Origin of the sequence: Psychrobacillus sp. FSL K6-2365 (assembly GCF_038003165.1) — a bacterium.
Classification (GTDB): Bacteria; Bacillota; Bacilli; order Bacillales_A; family Planococcaceae; genus Psychrobacillus; species Psychrobacillus psychrodurans.
This window is the reverse complement of record NZ_JBBOOO010000001.1, coordinates 1,228,252-1,245,752: the sequence shown is the minus strand read 5'-3', so window position 1 is coordinate 1,245,752 and position 17,501 is coordinate 1,228,252. Positions and strand designations below refer to the sequence as shown.

21 protein-coding genes are annotated in these 17,501 nt (G+C 35.0%); 6 read left to right on the top strand and 15 right to left on the bottom strand.

All coding sequences use genetic code 11. The features are described from left to right. Positions 1-78: 78 nt before the first annotated feature. The 4 genes from MKY29_RS05920 to MKY29_RS05905 form a co-directional block, all read right to left on the bottom strand. Positions 79-1,653 (bottom strand): peptide chain release factor 3, encoded by a 1,575-nt coding sequence (locus MKY29_RS05920; RefSeq protein WP_090563121.1) that lies wholly within the window; start codon positions 1,651-1,653, stop codon positions 79-81. 186 nt (positions 1,654-1,839) lie between these two features. After that, positions 1,840-2,889, bottom strand: coding sequence for a M42 family metallopeptidase (locus MKY29_RS05915; RefSeq protein WP_093494317.1), 1,050 nt, complete (start codon positions 2,887-2,889; stop codon positions 1,840-1,842). Between the two features lie 43 nt (positions 2,890-2,932). Beyond that, a complete protein-coding gene (locus MKY29_RS05910) occupies positions 2,933-5,113 on the bottom strand; it encodes a sensor domain-containing protein (RefSeq protein ID WP_340879300.1) in 2,181 nt (726 codons plus the stop codon). 243 nt (positions 5,114-5,356) lie between these two features. Next, positions 5,357-6,745, bottom strand: coding sequence for an aldehyde dehydrogenase (locus tag MKY29_RS05905; protein WP_340879299.1), 1,389 nt, complete (start codon positions 6,743-6,745; stop codon positions 5,357-5,359). A 282-nt stretch (positions 6,746-7,027) separates the two neighbouring features. Here MKY29_RS05905 and MKY29_RS05900 point away from each other — a divergent pair, with 282 nt between their 5' ends. After that, positions 7,028-7,171, top strand: coding sequence for a hypothetical protein (locus MKY29_RS05900; RefSeq protein ID WP_340879298.1), 144 nt, complete (start codon positions 7,028-7,030; stop codon positions 7,169-7,171). 58 nt (positions 7,172-7,229) lie between these two features. On the opposite strand, the gene MKY29_RS05895 is transcribed toward MKY29_RS05900, so the two are convergent. Then, a complete protein-coding gene (locus MKY29_RS05895; RefSeq protein WP_340879297.1) occupies positions 7,230-8,072 on the bottom strand; it encodes a DNA-3-methyladenine glycosylase family protein in 843 nt (280 codons plus the stop codon). A 49-nt stretch (positions 8,073-8,121) separates the two neighbouring features. On the opposite strand from MKY29_RS05895, the gene MKY29_RS05890 reads away from it, so the two are divergent. Next, entirely contained in the window at positions 8,122-8,844 is a 723-nt protein-coding gene (locus MKY29_RS05890; RefSeq protein ID WP_093494313.1) for a thermonuclease family protein, read from the top strand. A 38-nt stretch (positions 8,845-8,882) separates the two neighbouring features. On the opposite strand, the gene MKY29_RS05885 is transcribed toward MKY29_RS05890, so the two are convergent. Then, positions 8,883-9,467, bottom strand: a complete 585-nt coding sequence (locus tag MKY29_RS05885) for a phosphatidylglycerophosphatase A family protein (protein WP_093494312.1) — start codon at positions 9,465-9,467, stop codon at positions 8,883-8,885. 102 nt (positions 9,468-9,569) lie between these two features. Here MKY29_RS05885 and MKY29_RS05880 point away from each other — a divergent pair, with 102 nt between their 5' ends. The 3 genes from MKY29_RS05880 to MKY29_RS05870 are packed head-to-tail and all read left to right on the top strand — an operon-like array spanning position 9,570 to position 11,298. Beyond that, positions 9,570-10,292: an alpha/beta hydrolase gene (locus MKY29_RS05880; RefSeq protein ID WP_093494311.1), complete on the top strand. Its 723-nt coding sequence runs from the start codon at positions 9,570-9,572 to the stop codon at positions 10,290-10,292. A 58-nt stretch (positions 10,293-10,350) separates the two neighbouring features. Next, positions 10,351-10,866: a YjcG family protein gene (locus MKY29_RS05875; protein WP_093494310.1), complete on the top strand. Its 516-nt coding sequence runs from the start codon at positions 10,351-10,353 to the stop codon at positions 10,864-10,866. 3 nt (positions 10,867-10,869) lie between these two features. Then, positions 10,870-11,298 (top strand): GNAT family N-acetyltransferase, encoded by a 429-nt coding sequence (locus tag MKY29_RS05870; protein ID WP_093494309.1) that lies wholly within the window; start codon positions 10,870-10,872, stop codon positions 11,296-11,298. A 147-nt stretch (positions 11,299-11,445) separates the two neighbouring features. Here the strand turns inward: MKY29_RS05870 and MKY29_RS05865 are convergent, their stop codons facing one another. The 7 genes from MKY29_RS05865 to MKY29_RS05835 all read right to left on the bottom strand — a co-directional run bounded on the left by MKY29_RS05865 (position 11,446) and on the right by MKY29_RS05835 (position 14,526). Beyond that, positions 11,446-11,748 carry a hypothetical protein gene (locus tag MKY29_RS05865; protein ID WP_093494308.1) on the bottom strand — a complete coding sequence of 101 codons (303 nt, stop codon included), beginning with the start codon at positions 11,746-11,748 and terminating at the stop codon, positions 11,446-11,448. Between the two features lie 78 nt (positions 11,749-11,826). Next, positions 11,827-12,072: a stage VI sporulation protein F gene (locus MKY29_RS05860; RefSeq protein WP_090563152.1), complete on the bottom strand. Its 246-nt coding sequence runs from the start codon at positions 12,070-12,072 to the stop codon at positions 11,827-11,829. A 30-nt stretch (positions 12,073-12,102) separates the two neighbouring features. Then, positions 12,103-12,243: a YjcZ family sporulation protein gene (locus MKY29_RS05855; protein WP_090563154.1), complete on the bottom strand. Its 141-nt coding sequence runs from the start codon at positions 12,241-12,243 to the stop codon at positions 12,103-12,105. Positions 12,244-12,310: 67 nt separating this feature from the next. After that, positions 12,311-12,676, bottom strand: a complete 366-nt coding sequence (gene spoVAE / locus MKY29_RS05850; protein ID WP_093494307.1) for a stage V sporulation protein AE — start codon at positions 12,674-12,676, stop codon at positions 12,311-12,313. A 1-nt stretch (position 12,677) separates the two neighbouring features. Beyond that, positions 12,678-13,685: a stage V sporulation protein AD gene (locus tag MKY29_RS05845; RefSeq protein WP_093494306.1), complete on the bottom strand. Its 1,008-nt coding sequence runs from the start codon at positions 13,683-13,685 to the stop codon at positions 12,678-12,680. Then, positions 13,679-14,134: a stage V sporulation protein AC gene (gene spoVAC, locus MKY29_RS05840; RefSeq protein WP_241596210.1), complete on the bottom strand. Its 456-nt coding sequence runs from the start codon at positions 14,132-14,134 to the stop codon at positions 13,679-13,681. The genes MKY29_RS05845 and spoVAC overlap by 7 nt, the downstream gene beginning before the upstream one ends. Further along, positions 14,134-14,526, bottom strand: a complete 393-nt coding sequence (locus MKY29_RS05835; RefSeq protein ID WP_241596213.1) for a hypothetical protein — start codon at positions 14,524-14,526, stop codon at positions 14,134-14,136. The genes spoVAC and MKY29_RS05835 overlap by 1 nt, the downstream gene beginning before the upstream one ends. A 135-nt stretch (positions 14,527-14,661) precedes the next feature. Here MKY29_RS05835 and MKY29_RS05830 point away from each other — a divergent pair, with 135 nt between their 5' ends. After that, the gene (locus tag MKY29_RS05830; RefSeq protein WP_093494303.1) at positions 14,662-15,177 is read left to right on the top strand and encodes a CotY/CotZ family spore coat protein; all 516 of its coding nucleotides are present in this window, start codon (positions 14,662-14,664) and stop codon (positions 15,175-15,177) included. A 265-nt stretch (positions 15,178-15,442) separates the two neighbouring features. Here the strand turns inward: MKY29_RS05830 and MKY29_RS05825 are convergent, their stop codons facing one another. Continuing rightward, a complete protein-coding gene (locus MKY29_RS05825; protein ID WP_093494302.1) occupies positions 15,443-15,808 on the bottom strand; it encodes a hypothetical protein in 366 nt (121 codons plus the stop codon). Positions 15,809-15,860: 52 nt separating this feature from the next. Then, positions 15,861-17,213 (bottom strand): magnesium transporter, encoded by a 1,353-nt coding sequence (gene mgtE, locus MKY29_RS05820; protein WP_418939771.1) that lies wholly within the window; start codon positions 17,211-17,213, stop codon positions 15,861-15,863. Positions 17,214-17,501: the final 288 nt, after the last annotated feature.

Genomic DNA, 17,501 nt, shown 5'->3' with positions numbered 1-17,501 from the left:
AAACTAGAACAAGTATGTATGCTCTTCAAATACTATAAGAATTAGAAAGAGGTCACCTTATAGGCAACCTCTTGGATATTAGAGTAAATTATAAAGTTTAATATGCTCGTATTTATCTTGGAACCAACGAGTGGCAAACTCATTTTCAAATAAGAAGACATAATTGTCATAACGATCTCTTACAAGCATTGAACGCGGACCTGTCATAGATTCCTTAACATCTTCCTCGTTCTCAATCCATCGTGCTACCTTCGAGCCGATTGGTTCCATTCGTACCTCCACATTATATTCGCTGCTCATACGATGCTCAAACACTTCAAATTGTAGTTGTCCAACAGCACCTAAAATAACTTCCTCTGTGTGAAGTGTTTTATAGTACTGGATGGCCCCTTCCTGCACAAGTTGTAAAATCCCTTTATGGAAATGCTTAGACTTCAGTACGTTTTTAGCAGTTACTTTAACAAATAGCTCCGGTGTAAATTGAGGTAGTTTTTCGTAAGTAAAAGCTTTTTTGCCACCAACAACCGTGTCTCCTATTTGATAATTCCCCACATCGTAAAGTCCGATAATATCACCTGCAACCGCCGTTTCAACTGTTTCACGATCATCAGCTAAAAATTGAGTCGATTGCGTCACTTTGAAGGTTTTTCCTGTCCGAGCCAAAGTAACGGTCATACCACGTTCAAATTTACCAGATACAATTCGTACAAAAGCAATTCGGTCGCGATGCGCTGGATTCATATTTGCTTGGATTTTGAAGATAAAACCAGAGAAATCCTCGTTTAACGGATTTACTTCTTCTTCATGTTCTGTCATGCGTGGCTGAGGAGTCGGTGCAAACTGTAAATAAGTCTCTAAAAATGTTTGAACCCCAAAATTAGTTAATGCACTGCCAAAAAATACTGGTGTTAAGTCACCAGCTAATATTTTTTTCTCATCAAAATCATTACCGGCTTCATTTAATAGCATAATATCTTCCAAAGCCTGAGTGTAGTATGAAGTTTCTTTCATCGAATGATCAACTGCAAGCTCTCCCTCATCATCTAAAGGAAGGAATCTCTCAGATTCTTCTGTACGGAATTGCTCAATTCGCCCGTTATAACGATCGTAGATGCCTAAAAACTCTTTCCCCATACCAATGGGCCAGTTCATTGCATAAGATTGAATGCCAAGAACCTCTTCTAGTTCTTCCATTAGTTCAAGTGGTTCTTTACCTTGACGATCAAGTTTGTTTATAAAAGTAAATATTGGAATTCCTCTCATACGACAAACTTTAAATAGTTTTAACGTTTGAGCTTCAATACCTTTTGCAGCATCGACAATCATAACTGCGCTATCAACTGCCATTAGTGTACGATACGTATCCTCACTGAAGTCCTGATGTCCAGGTGTATCTAATATATTTATACGACAATTATTATAGTCAAATTGCATAACAGATGATGTAACCGAAATTCCACGTTGCTTTTCGATTTCCATCCAGTCAGATGTTGCAAATTTCCCAGTTTTTTTCCCTTTTACAGTACCTGCATCACGAATTGCTCCGCCAAAGTAAAGTAGCTTTTCTGTAATAGTTGTTTTACCAGCATCTGGATGGGAAATAATTGCAAAAGTTCTTCTTTTCAATATTTCATCTTGTAATTTTATATCCATTCTGTTATATCTCCTTCTTATTCACTTACTAATCATATGGATTTAGGGAGCAAAAAACAAGTAAAAAAAAGCGCAAGCGCCTATTTTAGACTCGAAAATCGTTCATATGCCTTTAACCTGCATAAAACGACTCAAGCAAACTTAGACGCTGGAGCTAGATTAAAAAGAATTGGTATTACCCGATTCTTAATAAATTTGTGTGTTTACATAACTGTATAAAAGTTTAGCTGTATTTTCTAATGAATCAATATGTGTACGTTCATATGCGTGAGAGGCCTCTATACCAGGACCCAATAATGCGTGCTTCACGTCATACCCAGCTCTAATAGCAGCCGATGCATCTGACCCATAATAAGGATAAATGTCTAATTTATAATCAATATTTTCTTTTTTAGCCAACTCTACTAATTGACGGGTGAATTCATAATGGTATGGTCCTGAAGAATCTTTTGCACAAATAGATACTGTAAACTCATCCGACAATTGTCCATCTCCAATAGCACCCATATCAACAGCCAAATATTCTACTGTTTCTTCCGGTACATTAGAATTACCACCATAACCAATCTCTTCATTATTCGAAATATAGAAATGTGTTGTATGGGGTAAAGACACGTTTGTATTTTGAATTGTTTTGATTAATTGAAGTAGTAATGCTGTGCTTGCTTTGTCGTCTAGATGACGAGATTTAATAAAACCTGCCTCAGTTTCTTCAAATCGAGGGTCGAATGAAACAAAGTCACCCACCTCTACACCTAACTTGCGTGTATCTTCTGCAGTTAATACTTTTTCATCAATACGGACTTCAATATTTTGTTCATCACGAGGTAAACTACTAGCGTTTTTATATACATGTACAGTAGTTTGATGCATTAAAATAGTACCTCGAACCTTTTTACCATCTGCTGTATGAATGGTACAATATTCACCTTCAACAGCATTCCAATTAAAGCCACCAACCATAGTAAGCTTTAATCTACCGCTACCTTTAACTTCTTTTACCATAGCACCTAATGTATCTGTATGCGCAGTTAGAAGTCGATGCTTGGTTTCATCTTTTCCTTTTATGGTAGCGATTAACGCACCTTTATTTGTACGTATATAATCCACCTGGAGTTGTTTTAATATATTCTCCATAAAGTCCATAATCTCTTTAGTAAAACCAGACGGACTTGGAATTTCTACCAGCTGCTTTAATAATGAAACCGTATCTTTTACATGAAATGTAAATGTCATTTATTTATCCTCCTTCAATTCCTTACTATTATCTTACCAAAAATTATATACTTTTTAATACAAAACTTGGTACTTCATGTGCTTCTATTGGTCTTGAATAATAATATCCTTGTATAGTATGACAGTCATGATCCTTTAAAAACTCCACGACTTCTATGGTTTCTACTCCCTCTGCAACTACCTCAATTCCCAAACTATGACCTATTCTAATTATGGAGGATACAATTACTTCATCTCTGCCTAGGAATACTCTATCCATGAGACTACGGTCAATTTTTAAAGTATGAATCGGCAGCTCACTTAAGTATCGGAAATTAGAGAAACCTGAACCAAAATCATCCATTGCTAGCTTAATTCCAAGTATCTCTAGTTCGTTCAGTAGCTTCACGAGTCTATCCATATTTTTCATCAAAATGTTTTCTGTCATTTCTATTTCCAAATACTTCGGAGGTAATCCTGTTTTCTCTAAAATTGCATGCAGGTTTGATAGAAAATCATATTGCTCTAGCTCTACAGGACTTATATTAACGGAAATAGTTTGAAAGGGAACCCCTTGTTTAATCCACAAAACACCTTGTTTACATGCTTCTTCTAAAACGTATTTTCCAATTGAAATAATTAGACCTGTTTCTTCTGCGAAAGGTATAAAATCATTTGGAGGTATAATTTCTTTACCTTTTTTATTCCAACGGATCAAGGCTTCATAGCCATCAACAGTTTCCCTTTTCAAATTGACTTTAGGCTGATAGACAAGGTAAAACTCATTATTATCTATCCCTGATCTGATGTCACTTTCTAAACCTACCTTGTTAACATAGCCTTCCATATGTTTTAGATCGAATAGCACCGCATTACGTTTACCATACTCCTTGGAAATATTTAATGCTAAGTCGGCTGCTCGATGTATTTCCTTATAATTGGAACCGTGTAGTGGAAAACAAGCGATACCAATAGAACACGATATATGTATTTCCATACCTTCTATACAAAATGGTTCTTCAATCTTTTGGATTACTTCTTTTGCATTTTCTAGCGTTTTAATATCTTGTTGCTTTTTCCCTATCAGCACGACAAATTCATCGCCACCAATACGATATATTTCTCCTACATTTCTGTAGAATTTCATTAATCTTTCAGCAACTAACTTTAATAACGAGTCACCGGTAACATGACCTAAGGAATCATTAATGTTCTTAAATCGGTCCAAGTCAATATACACAAAACTAAATGGCAAGTGATTGTTAATCTTTTGTATAATATCTCTTTCTAAGGCAGCTGTATTATAAGTATTTGTCAAATGGTCTCGGTAAGCAAGCTCAGAGAGTTTGGTTCTTGCGGATTCGAGTTCTGTTATATCATTGCCAATTCCAATCCCGCCACTTATTATTCCATTTTGTTCAATAGGGGAGATTGTAATATGTACACATCTATTACCTAACCATTCCTTATAGGAGACTTCCTCACCATTATTTACTTTTTCAAGATAAAATAATAATCGGTCTGTCATCTCTTCTGAAAAATATGTATTTAAACGATGGATTGGAGTTATTATTTTTTTCTTAATAGAATCACTGTTAGGTTGAATAGTTTGAAGTCCTTTATTTACTAGATAGTCTGAAGCCACTTTCCCAGTTAATAATGAAAAACCATAGTTATTATCACTATCTTTTTCCACTTTGAACACTAAATTGTTAATGTGGTGCACTACTGTTTCAAAAGATGATAAAAGTCTTGACTGTAATAACATTTCCTTCTCTTTTTCGAGTGTAATATCAGTACGGATACTTAGAAAATAAGTTTCATTACCGTATGTTTCAACAGGTATAATATAAGTTTTTACCCAATATAATTCACCGTTCTTGCGTCTATTGCATATTTCCCCCGTCCAAGTGTTCCCTTTTAGAATAGTAGACCACATTTCTTTAAAGAAAGGTTCAGGATGAGTTTTCGAATTTATTATTCTATGTGTGTTTCCTATTAATTCTTCTTTTGAATACCCCGTAATATCGCTAAAGCGATCATTCACGAATAATATTTGTCCTGACTTATTTGTTACAGCAATAATCATTGTTTCATTTACTGCATAATCCATAAGTTCCATCTTAAAAAAGGCATCTTCTAGCTTTTCTTGAAGTGCTATATCGCTCGCCAATGACTCATTGAAAATTGCATTTTTAACTCTATATAATAGTTCATCGGTATTCGTATTAAATACAGACTTCATCTTGCTTCCCCCGCCTAAATATGATTAATTAGTATCAATATTACCTACAATATTAGTAAAATAGTCTCTATTTGTCAATGTAGTTATAATATTTAAATATGTATAATTTAAGTCCTTTTATTAAGAGTTAATCAGTTTTTAAGGCATTCCTAAAGCTTTTGAACTTTTAGATTCATACTTTGTTAGTTTTATACAAAAACCATCATAATTCATAGAATTATGATGGCTAAGTCTGCATTTATATTACTTTAGTAACCCTCTAACTAGCTTTACTTTATTTTTGTAAGGTGGGAAAACAATATTGATTGGTAAATTAGTGTTTTTCTTCACTATGGATTTTTGATGGGTAAATAGAGTAAAACTTGCTTCTCCATGATAAGATTGAACGCCTGAGTTTCCTACTCCACCAAATGGAAGATGGGCACTACCAGCATGTGTGATTGTATCATTTATACACCCTCCACCAAATGGAAGCTCTTGAAGAAAGAATGCCTGTGCTCTTTCGTTTTCGCTAAACATGTAAGCCGCCAAAGGTTTAGGTAATTGACGTATTCGATGAATTACGCTCCGCAAATCTTTGTAACCAATTATCGGTAACAATGGTCCAAATAATTCATCAGCCATAGAGGGACTATTAAAATCAACCCCATTTAACAACGTGGGTTCGATAAATAAATCATCTCGATCCGTTTTACCTCCAAAAATAATATGATCACTTTCCGCTTCTAAAATCTGCATAAGTCGATCAAAATGATTACCATTCACTATTCTTCCGAGGTCAGGACTTTGTTGCAAATCTTTTCCATAAAACTGAGTTATAGCTTTCTTCATTTGTTCGATAAACTTATCTTTTACATCTTCTTCGACTAATACATAATCGGGTGCTATGCATGTTTGGCCCGCATTAACGAATTTTCCCCAGACAATACGTTTAGCTGCAATAGCTAAGTTTGCTGTATGATCAACAATTGCTGGACTTTTTCCACCTAGTTCTAAAGCAATTGGAGTCAATCTTTCAGCAGCTGCTTTCATCACTATCTTTCCTACCTGGACGCTTCCCGTAAAGAAAATAAAATCAAAAGGAGCATGAATTAACAAAGAAGTTTCTTCCTTTTCACCCTCTACAACACGAATGTATCTAGGATCGAATGCTTCCGAAATAATTTTTTTCACTATTTTAGATGTATGTGGTGTAGCTTCAGATGGTTTAATAATAGCGCAATTACCTCCAACAATAGCTCCTATTAGCGGTTCCATAATAAGTTGGAATGGATAATTGAATGGTGCAATGATCAAAACAGTACCATAAGGATCATTTACGATAAAACTTTTAGAAGGCATTAAAGCAACTGGAGTTTTTACATACTTTGGTTCCATCCACCGCTCAATATTTTTAACCATATAAGAAATATTGTCATAAACTAATCCGATTTCTGTTACATATGATTCAAATTCACTTTTTCTTAAGTCTTTGTATAATGCATCTATAACTTCTTCTTCATACTTTTTAATCGTATTCTTGAGTATTTCCAACTGTTCTATTCGAAATGCAACTGGTCTAGTTATTCCAGTATAAAAATATGATTGATGCTCACATAACATATGATTTAGTTGTTGTTCTGTGAATTTCATTAATATTCACTCCTTTTAATCTTTTTCTTATGGGAATCATACTATTTATTTCTAATAGAAGAAAGAACAAACATTTATTTTGAAATACATGAAGAGTGTCTTTCGTGGAATACTATTTTCATGAAGTCTTTTATAACTTATTCGACTGCAACTATAAGTCTATAAGATTTCAGAATGCCTATGCTAAATGATTCATTATTTAATTAATCGGTTTATGAATGAAACTTAGCAGGGTATAGAATTGATATATAAAAACAAACAGTTTAAAGGGAGGAAATAACAATGACAGAAACAGAAACTTGGTGGGAGCCCATTTTCACCGGAGCTTTTGCATTAGGACTCAATAAAGAACGTATGAATGAAATTGAAGAAGAATCATTTTTATATTTTAAAGAAGAACTGGATGAAATGGAGACAACTAATTGAATAAATTCTATAGGATTTCAGCTTTTCCCTGCATATGATAAAAGGAAAAGCTGATTTTTCATTCTATATTTCTCCAAAGATATAAGGCAGCATAGCTATTATAAGGTGACCAAGAATCTAAGTGAGGTGCTATTTCACTTTTCATAGGCTTTCTGTCTAAATTCCATAGTTGCTTAAGTGAATTTTGGAGCCCTACATCTGCTAAAGGAAATAAATTCTCTCTTCCTAGACCAAATAACAAAAAACTTTCCGCAGTCCAAGGACCAATTCCTCTGTATTTTATCAGTTCTGAGAGGATGAAATCGTCTGATTGAGATACAAGTGCTTCTAGGTTCAAATTACCCTCAGCAATGGCTTTAGATATCCCAATCACATACTCAGCCTTTCTTGTACTAAATTGCATTTCGCGTAACGTCGAAACCTCAAGATTGGCAATAATCTCAGGAGCTGGATACAACCAGATACCCTCTTTACTACTACCAAATGTATGTACAAATCGCTCTGTTAATGTTTTTGCAAAAGAAAGATTTAGTTGTTGATGAATTATACTTTTAATAATATTCCCATACAACGAAAAGTCAGTAATAATTGGAGTGCCCTCAAATTTTAAAAATAACGAATGTAAATTCGTTCCTAAAAAGTGTTGGTGAATAGGCTCTAAACTTCTATTGAAATGAAATATGGACAGGACCCGTTCATATTGTTGATCTGTCTCTAATCCGTTTATCATAAATTTTGGTTCATGCAATGTTCCGATACTTTGAATTGTTATAATTGTTTCATCTATCGGGATTTTGACTGTTTGATTGGAGAGATCAACGCAGTTTAATGGATCTAAAGCTAGTCTACTTAATACATCCTCCATACTATATTTGAATGCTAATTCCAAGGCTTGTGCCATAATTTTATCCCCTTTCCGATTATATGTTAAACTGCTATGGGTGATATAAATGAAAAAGTCTATTTTATGTTTAGGACTACTTTTTTGCTCCCTGTATGGCTGTGATGAAAATGGAGTCAACCAAAATATAGGGAATACAGAACAAATTCCAGTAGAAGTTGTTGAGGTTATTGACGGTGATACTATTAAAGTTAAGTATAATGGAAACACAGAAAAAGTACGATACTTGTTAATAGACACTCCAGAAACAAACTATGACCCATTAAAAAAACAACCATTTGGTGAAGAAGCAACACAACGGAACAAGGAATTATTAAGTAGTGGAGATGTGACAATTGAGTTTGATGTAGGAAATCGAATAGACGACTACGGCAGATTGCTTGCGTATATTTATGTTGATGGTGAAAGCATTCAAGAAAAGTTACTGGAAGAGGGGCTAGCACGTGTGGCTTATATTTTCCCGCCGAACACTAAGTACTTAAATAATTTCGAGGAAGCTTCCGAAATAGCTAAAGAGAAAACTACTGGTATATGGGAGAGAAAAAATTACGTGACTGATCGAGGTTTCGATGCTTCTGTAATCACTAGTAACACCACTGAGCAAGAAATTGAAACATTTAGAAAATGTAACATCAAGGGTAATATTAATCGACAAGGCAAAAAAATTTATCATATACCTAGCGGTAAATATTATGTAGAAACAAATCCTGAAGAATGGTTCTGTACCGAGCAGGAAGCTATAAAAGCCGGGTTTAAAAAGTCTGGGGAGTAAAAAACAAACTGTGTAGCCTCTTAAGAGGCTGCACAGTTTTAGGTTCTAGCACCTTTTACTTTAGCTTCTGGTACTGTTTCTTCTGGTGGAATATCTGCAAAAGTTTCATTTTCCTCTTCTAAATCTCTTGTACGATGTGCTAATCGTGAAGCTGCACTTGAAGCGATGCTTGCTACTAAGTCATCTAGAAATGTGTGAACAGCTCCGCCGACTTTTGTGTCTAATTTCGAAATAAGTCCAATTTTATTTTTATCTAAATGACCAAACGTAGTTACTGCAATACTTCCATAAGTAAATACTGCTCCGAGCGCGATTGTTTCGTCTACCCCAAACAAACCTTCATCCGCTTCAACTATTTGTTGCAATGGTGCAGATAACATCTTTTTCTCAGCTAACTCGTCAAGTTCAATACCAACTAATATAGCATGTTGCATTTCTCTTTTTTTTAGCACGCTTTTTACGGATTCTACACAATGCTCCATAGTAAGCCCTTTGTTGTATGGAAACTGCATTTCGTATACAATTTTTGCAATTTCTTCAATTGTAACTCCACGTCTTTTTAACGCATCTTTTGTAGCCTGCTCCACTTCACGTGAATGAACTCTAGATGTCTGTCTATCCATTTTATTATCCCCTTTGTTGTTTCATCATTTCGTTTATTATACCTCTTTGCTAGTATATGATACAATTTCTGTACTACAACATGAATGACTTAGGAGGAACTTATGAATAAAGGTACGATACAAGATATTACACTTTTTAGCGAGTCTTTACAGGAAGAAATGCAACTACTTATTTATTTGCCAGCAAACTTTTCACCCCTATATAAATATTCTGTTCTCATCGCGTCCGATGGAAAAGACTATTTTCAGTTAGGTAGGATTTCTCGAATTGCAGATGAATTATATGAAGAAGAGGCAATTGAGAACTTAATCATTGTTGGAGTGCCTTATAAAAACGTAAAAGATCGTAGAGACAAATATCATCCAGACGGTTCTCAGCATGCCGCATATAAACGATTTTTAGCACAAGAATTAGTCCCATATATAGATGAAAAATATCCTACATATCAGGTTGGTATGGGAAGATCACTTATAGGAGACTCCTTAGCTGCGACTGTTTCACTTATGACAGCTTTAGCCTATCCAAATACGTTTGGAAGAGTAATAATGCACTCCCCATTAGTAAATGAAGAAGTTCTAGAAAAAGTGAAAAAACACGAGGACGTTCATGCATTTTCTCTTTACCATGTGATTGGAACCGAAGAAAAAGCGGTGAAAACAGGTGATGGTTTATTAACCGATTTCATCACTCCAAATAGAGAGTTAAACAATTTAATAAAAAATAAAGGGTTTTTGACCTTTTATGACGAATTAAGAGGAGACCATACTTGGAAGCTATGGCAACCAGATATTAAAAGATCACTGTTGCAAAATTTTAGCCTATAGAAAAATATTTGTTATAATAGTAATGTGATTTATGTAAAAATTCGAGGAGGTAATGAAAATGAAATACGGAATTGTTGCTTTTCCATCTAAAAAGGTACAGGACTTCGCCAACTCCTATAGAAAGCGTTATGACCCTCACTATGCTCTAATCACTCCACATATGACAGTTAAAGGAGTATTTGAAGCAGACGAAAATGAGATAAAGTCAATTGCTGAAAAGGTTTCAGAAGTGGTAAAAAATCATAAACCATTTACATTAAAAACAGAGAAGGTTAGTTCATTTGCCCCTGTTACCAATGCAATATACTTTAATGTGCAGCCAACAGCTGAACTAGTTAAACTTCATAATGACCTAAATGCAATTCAATATAATGATGAGGAAAGTTATTCGTTTGTTCCTCATATTACAATTGCTCAAAAATTGAGTGCAAGTGAACATGATGATATTCTTCCTCAGTTAAAAATGATTGGGGCAGAATTTGAAGAGGAAATTGACCGTCTTCATCTTTTATACCAACTAGAAGATGGATCATGGACAGTTTACGAAACATTTAGATTATCTGGAGCTGAGTAGGTATTGGTGTACGCAAAGAAAGTTGAAACTGAAAAAGAATATGAAGATGCAGTTAGAATTAGAAGAAAAGTTTTCGTAGAGGAACAGGATGTCCCACTTCACCTTGAACTCGATGAATATGATGCGAATGCTGTGCATTTTGTAGCATACGATGGTGACATCCCTTTTGGTGCAGGTCGAATAAGAGAAATTGAGCCAGGCATTGGAAAAGTCGAACGCGTCTGTATTCTTCCTGATTATCGTGGTAGAAAGTTAGGAAATCTAATGATGCAATGCATGGAGGACTACTCTATTTCCGCCGAAATTACCAAGTTAAAACTAAATGCGCAAAGTCAGGCTATTCTTTTTTATGAAAAAAGAAATTATACAATTACTTCACCTGAATTTTTAGAGGCTGGCATTCCTCACAGAGCAATGGAGAAACAAATTTAAATTAATTCTATTAAGTGGTATGATTTCATTGGAAATCATACCACTTTTTTAAGAAAAACCGGGTAAAAGACATATTTGAGCTTTTGTTAATATTTGATAAATACAAAAAATCGCCTATCAGTTTGAAACCGATAGGCGATTTTAGAATTACACATACAAGTTAACACTGTTTCCTTTGCCACTTATTTCAGCAATTATCGGAGATAGGTTTACTGGATTCGGATGAATAAAGCCTTTAAATAAAGGTTGGATTGATGGTCTTTCTAGTTCCGATAACTGCTGTTCCTCTTCTTCAAGAAGTTGCTCCTGCTTTTCTAAATGATCCTCAAAATCTGATTTAAATTTTACGTTTTGTACATCATCTATATAAGCAAAATTATAATCATTTGATATCATACGATTTGCATAAACCTGTGATTGAATCGGTTGCATTGGAAGAATGTATCCCATTAACTCCACCTCCACTTTATTGTCTTTACTTTCTATTACCCCATCCTCTTCTTGTATAAACCTAGTAATCTAAATATTTTATAATAATTTTTCAATATCTTTTAAACTTAAAGAACTTCCACTTTGTATAATAGAACGAGTTAGCTCATCTTCTAATTGTTGAGAAACAGGTTTATTTGCTAGCTTGCCAACTTTACGTACAATTTTACGGACCTGTTTTTCATCTGTAAAATCAGCATATGAGATGGCATTGGCAAGCGTAAATAGTTCATCCATTGATACACCAGTTTTATTTTCAATTGATTTAAAAAATGAATTTTGCATAGTTTTTCCCCCTCACATCTTTATTTTTTATTAATAAGGGAGAAAGCTTCTACCAACAATGATTAATAATATAAATAATACTACGATTAGTACAAATGTAGAACTCTTGTTACCTCCGTTCTCATATCCTCCTTGATACCCTGGATAACCTCCGCCACAGTAACCATACATACTCTTTCCCTCCTCTCCTCTTCAACTTATTGTATGCAAGAGGAGATTGGAAAAAAGGGCGATTCAACTAGTATGTTGTTTTCCGTTTTTGAAAAATGAATGCACCAATTACGCCAAACAAAATTGCAGCACTAATACCCGAGCTTGTGACTTCAAACATTCCGGTTAAAACACCTATCAAACCGTGCTTCTCTGCTTCTGCTAATGCACCATGTGTTAATGAGTTACCAAAGGAAGTTATTGGAACCGTAGCTCCCGCTCCAGCAAAGTCAATCAACGGCTCATATAGACCAAAACCATCTAAAATCGAACCTAGCACAACTAATGTACTTAATGTATGTGCAGGTGTTAGTTTAAATACATCCATGAAAATTTGTCCAATGACACATATTAATCCGCCAACTACAAATGCGGTTACTAATGAAGAAATCATCCTAACCCCTCTTTTCCATACGGCATTCAATGGCATGTGCAATACAAGGGATTGTTTCCCCTTGCTGAAATGTTAATGGAGACAATAGCGCCCCCGTTGCTACTAGTAAAACTCTTTTATAAAAACCTTTTTTTAACTGTTCGTATACTTGACCAAAGAACACTGTTGCCGAGCATCCTGCTCCACTGCCACCTGCATTGAAAAACTTATCCTTTCCATAGAACTGAGCTCCCGCGTCTTGAAGTACGACCCCAGTATTCTCATCCTGAAACATTTCTTTCAATATCGAAATTCCTATATTCCCTAAATCACCTGTCATAATAACATCGAAGTCTGCTATCTTACTGTTCGTATTAGTTAAATGCCGCTCAATTGTATCTCTAGCAGCAGATGCCATTGCAGCTCCCATATGTAATGGGTTAGTCTGATAACTGTCAACTACTTTGCCAATTGTTGCATGAGTCACAACTGGAGCATTTTTTATATCTTTTTCTAATAGCGAAAAACCTGCTCCTGTTACCGTCCATTGGGATGTTTTAGGTTTTTGAGTGCCATATTCAAGTGGATATCTAAACTGTCGCTCCACTGCTTGATGATGACTAGAAGCTCCAGCAAGTACTGTCCGCGCATTTCCTGACTCCAACAAAAGACAGCCGAGAATAACCGATTCCATCGAACTGGCACATGCAGAAAAAACACCAAGGAATGGTATGGCCAAATTTCGTGCCGCAAAATTTGTCGGTGATAGTTGATTGATAAGATCTCCTCCTATCAAAACATCTACCTTATCTACCTGGGTATGACTCTTTTTAGCTGCCCACTGACATGCTTTTTCAATCATTCTAGAATGTGCCTGCTCATTCGTTTCATCTTTTTCCGTCTCTAATGAAAGAACCTCATCAAAGGAGTCGGCATAAGTACTATCCTTTTCTACTGGTCCCACAACTATTCCCGTATTGGCTATGCAAACTTTAGCTGTAAACTGGAGAGTACCAAACGTATTTACCATGAGACTACACCTATATTCACTAATATGGTTTTAATAAGTGCGACAACAAAGGCAGAGAGCACACCGAATAATATAACAGAGCCTGCAAGCTTGAACATATTGCCTCCAACCCCTAATACATAACCTTCCGATTTATGTTCTATAGCGGCTGAGATAACTGCATTTCCAAATCCTGTAACTGGCACTGCTGATCCAGCCCCACCAATTTGAGCAATCTTTTTATACAATCCCGTTCCAGTTAAAACCATCGCGATAAATACTAAAGTAGCAACCGTTGGATTAGCAGCAGTTCCTTCTGTAAAAGGAAAGAATCGCATATAAAAAAAAGTGATTAGTTGTCCAATTGTACAAATTATTCCCCCTACTATGAATGCTTTAAGAATATTCATAAAATATGGCACTTTAGGGTTTTTTTCATCAATTATTTTTTGAAATTGTTTTTGGTCCATTATGTCTCTTCCTTTGATAATGATTTTATTTTTTCAATCGACTTTCTAAGTTCTTCCTCCTTCAACTTCTTATCAATAATGGATTCAACTTCCCATATTATTTTTTGATCTCCTGTGACAAGTACTTTTTTTTCTGGGAATTTTTTTTCAATTTGTTTTGATATTTTTTCTTCTATTTTCGTTTTATTAAAACGGTCAAAACGGTTTATATAAATTGCCACTAATATATCTTCCTCGTTTATCACACCTTTATACCCATGAATCGAATCCTGTTTTTGCATGATCGGTTTTAGTGAAGTTGAATTATCTGTAGGGAATAAGACTTTTTCCTTTTCGCCTGAACAAGCGCACAATAAGAAAACCAATAGAAAAACAATTACGCTTTTTTTCATAAGATTTACTTGCTCCTTTTTTGTGTTAGTATGCACGTCGCTTGTTGAAATATGTAAATGGGTTACGAGATATTTGCCCTTATCAAGATGAACTTCCTACATACGTTAGTAAGAGATGAAGAGGAGGTGAATTTAATGGGTTGTGGAAATTTAGGTGATGTAACTGACGTAACGCGATCTGGAAATTGTGTTTGTGATGTTGTCCGTGCGATTAAAGATATTCAAGATCAAGCGACTAACACAGATTGTCCTCCATGTCCGACAAATTGTTTTTTAGAACCGCTAGGAGGACTTGTAAGTCCTACTCGTCATCAAGCTGACACACGTGTATTTATGTTATTAACAAAGGATGGAGATCCTTTTAAAGCGTTCTACCGTGATAATGATAGATTTGATTGTGACTGTATTTCCGTTTACTTCCGTGTTGAAGATATCTTTGACGGTTGTTGTGCAACTTTAAGAGTATTAGAACCACTTGATAGAGAACGTCATGAAGTAGATTTATTGAACGACTGTGGCACAAAAATCGATTTAAGAAAACTATGTAAAGTTCGTAACTTTAGACTTACTGGTAGCTGTATTACTGTTGACTTGAATTGTTTCTGTGCAATTGAATGTATCGCCGATGTATTTTTAGATGTATGTGACTGATCGTTTCATCATTGTAGTGTCTATTCCGTTCGGGCCGAACCCGAGCGGTTTTTTTATAGCGAGGGTATAAATCTAGAGTTGAGCCAGAATATTACTATTTATTCTTAATCTACTCAATAAAATGTCTGCTTTTGAAGTACCTACAAATTTATCTTTTTTTATGGAAATAACAGATTGACCAGAAACAGTCCACTAAGCACCATTAGTAGATAATTAATTCATAATTCCAACAAAAAAAGCTATCCTATAATAGGATAGCTCACATTCAATTCAATATACTTCCTCGCCATACAATTCTTTCAATTTCCTCTACAGGATACGTCAATAATTCTTCTGCACCTACAAGTAAAATAACTGTATCTTCCTCAACTTTCTCAACCTCACCCTGCACCGATACTCCATCCTTTAGATGAAATATTAATGGACGGTAAACTTTTCGTTGAAATGGTTTTGCTAAAAACTTCAATTTATCTATAATTGCTAGTGTCTTTGTCGAGTAACTTTTTTGTATTTCATAAATCGATGTACTTTCATCTAGCAATTCATATGGTGCTTCAAATCGTTCTTTTGGTGGTAGATGAAAGACAGGAGGACCTTTTATAAAGATTAAAGGATCATTAAACGCGTTCATTAGCACATCCTTTTTCCTTTACTTTATGCAACTTTAAAAAATATGATACAAACTACAAGGATGAGATAAATAACGTGGCCAGTCCAAGGTATATTAAGATACTTACTACGTCATTGACCGTTGTGATAAATGGTCCTGATGCAACTGCTGGATCTATTTTCATACGATGAATTAATAAAGGTATAAAAGACCCTCCTAATGTAGCGATAAAAATAGATCCAAAAATAGATGAACCTACCAATATGCCAATTAGTAAATCATGTTTCCAAAAATATACTACACCGACTACTAATAAACCACAAATGAGACCGGTAATAAGCCCAGTACCTGCTTCTCTAAAAAGTAATTTAGTCTTGCTTTGTTCTTCAATATCACCAGTTGCGATACCACGAACAGCTACCGCTAGTGCTTGCGTACCACTATTACCAGCCATACCAGCTATTAATGGAATAAAAACAGCAAGTAATGCAACCTTATCTAGAGTTTGCTCAAAAATACTCATTAAATTAGCAGTAAACATTCCAAGGAACAATAAAATGATTAACCACGGCAATCTTTTTCTAGCAGCTTGTAGTGGTCCCTTATCGAAGGTATCCATGTTGGAAACCCCAGCAAGTTTAGAATAATCATCTGATGCTTCTTCTTCTAAAACATCTAAAATATCATCGACCGTTACAATCCCAAGTAAATGATTTTTAAAATCTACTACTGGAACAGCTAGAAAATCATAGTCTTTGATCATTCGAGCAACTTCCTCTTGATCAACACTTACTAAAACACTAACAACCCGATCATTCATTACATCTTTTATGAGCGTATCCTCATCTGCAATTATTAAGTCACGAAGAGAAATTACACCAGATAGTTTATGATCATCATCCACTACAAATAAATAATAGATTGTCTCTGCTTCTGGTGCAGCACTACGTAAAATAGTCATTGCAGAACGACATGTTGAATTCTCAGGAATTGCTACATATTCAGTCGTCATAATGGAACCAGCAGTATATTCTTCATAATGTAGGAGATCCTTAATTTCTTGTGCAGATTCTCTATCCATTATGTTTAAATAACTTGCAACTTGATCTTTACCTAATTCATTTAATACATCTACCGCATTATCTGTATACATAAAGGAAAGCATATCGGCAGCATAAGTAATATCCATTTCCTGCAAAAATAGATCATATTGTTCATCATCAAACTTTGTCGCTTCAAATAGCTCAGCTATTTCTTTAGGAGAAAGATAATGATAGATTTTCTTCCTTAAATCAGGCTCCACCTTTTCAAAAAATATAGATTGATCATATGGATGAAGTTGCATAAATTCTTCTCTAAAATTATCCATTGAATCATTTAATAAAAAATCAATTAAAACGGATTCTTCTAAAGGTTGTTGAGTCATTTCATCTTTCATCTTTCTCCCTCCTCTCAGCATTTGTCTCGCAGTATAAAGTCACCACATCCTGTGGCAACATCGGCACTAGTTCTTGTACCTTGTATGTCTTCCACTTCAAGTATTGGCTCAAGTAAAAAAGCATAAGTGGAAGATAATTGCCCATAAAAGCCCGAATGGTTCGACTTACTATCGGTGAAGGATGAACAATCCCCCCGGATTGATGTTTCACTTTGTCCTTACTTATTGTATGGAGTAAGCATTAAATAAGCAATAAAAATATTCCCTAGGAAATAA

Coding starts and splice junctions, on each gene's coding strand:
- MKY29_RS05830 (WP_093494303.1), top strand. CDS start 14,662: ATGGGTTGTGGAAATTTAGGTGATGTAACTGACGTAACGCGATCTGGA.
- MKY29_RS05900 (WP_340879298.1), top strand. CDS start 7,028: ATGACAGAAACAGAAACTTGGTGGGAGCCCATTTTCACCGGAGCTTTT.
- MKY29_RS05890 (WP_093494313.1), top strand. CDS start 8,122: ATGAAAAAGTCTATTTTATGTTTAGGACTACTTTTTTGCTCCCTGTAT.
- MKY29_RS05875 (WP_093494310.1), top strand. CDS start 10,351: ATGAAATACGGAATTGTTGCTTTTCCATCTAAAAAGGTACAGGACTTC.
- MKY29_RS05860 (WP_090563152.1), bottom strand. CDS start 12,072: ATGCAAAATTCATTTTTTAAATCAATTGAAAATAAAACTGGTGTATCA.
- spoVAC (WP_241596210.1), bottom strand. CDS start 14,134: ATGGACCAAAAACAATTTCAAAAAATAATTGATGAAAAAAACCCTAAA.
- MKY29_RS05915 (WP_093494317.1), bottom strand. CDS start 2,889: ATGACATTTACATTTCATGTAAAAGATACGGTTTCATTATTAAAGCAG.
- MKY29_RS05895 (WP_340879297.1), bottom strand. CDS start 8,072: ATGGCACAAGCCTTGGAATTAGCATTCAAATATAGTATGGAGGATGTA.
- MKY29_RS05855 (WP_090563154.1), bottom strand. CDS start 12,243: ATGTATGGTTACTGTGGCGGAGGTTATCCAGGGTATCAAGGAGGATAT.
- MKY29_RS05825 (WP_093494302.1), bottom strand. CDS start 15,808: ATGAACGCGTTTAATGATCCTTTAATCTTTATAAAAGGTCCTCCTGTC.
- MKY29_RS05885 (WP_093494312.1), bottom strand. CDS start 9,467: ATGGATAGACAGACATCTAGAGTTCATTCACGTGAAGTGGAGCAGGCT.
- mgtE (WP_418939771.1), bottom strand. CDS start 17,213: ATGACTCAACAACCTTTAGAAGAATCCGTTTTAATTGATTTTTTATTA.
- MKY29_RS05845 (WP_093494306.1), bottom strand. CDS start 13,685: ATGGTAAATACGTTTGGTACTCTCCAGTTTACAGCTAAAGTTTGCATA.
- MKY29_RS05910 (WP_340879300.1), bottom strand. CDS start 5,113: ATGAAGTCTGTATTTAATACGAATACCGATGAACTATTATATAGAGTT.
- MKY29_RS05835 (WP_241596213.1), bottom strand. CDS start 14,526: ATGAAAAAAAGCGTAATTGTTTTTCTATTGGTTTTCTTATTGTGCGCT.
- MKY29_RS05920 (WP_090563121.1), bottom strand. CDS start 1,653: ATGGATATAAAATTACAAGATGAAATATTGAAAAGAAGAACTTTTGCA.
- spoVAE (WP_093494307.1), bottom strand. CDS start 12,676: ATGATTTCTTCATTAGTAACCGCATTTGTAGTTGGCGGATTAATATGT.
- MKY29_RS05865 (WP_093494308.1), bottom strand. CDS start 11,748: ATGGGATACATTCTTCCAATGCAACCGATTCAATCACAGGTTTATGCA.
- MKY29_RS05905 (WP_340879299.1), bottom strand. CDS start 6,745: ATGAAATTCACAGAACAACAACTAAATCATATGTTATGTGAGCATCAA.
- MKY29_RS05880 (WP_093494311.1), top strand. CDS start 9,570: ATGAATAAAGGTACGATACAAGATATTACACTTTTTAGCGAGTCTTTA.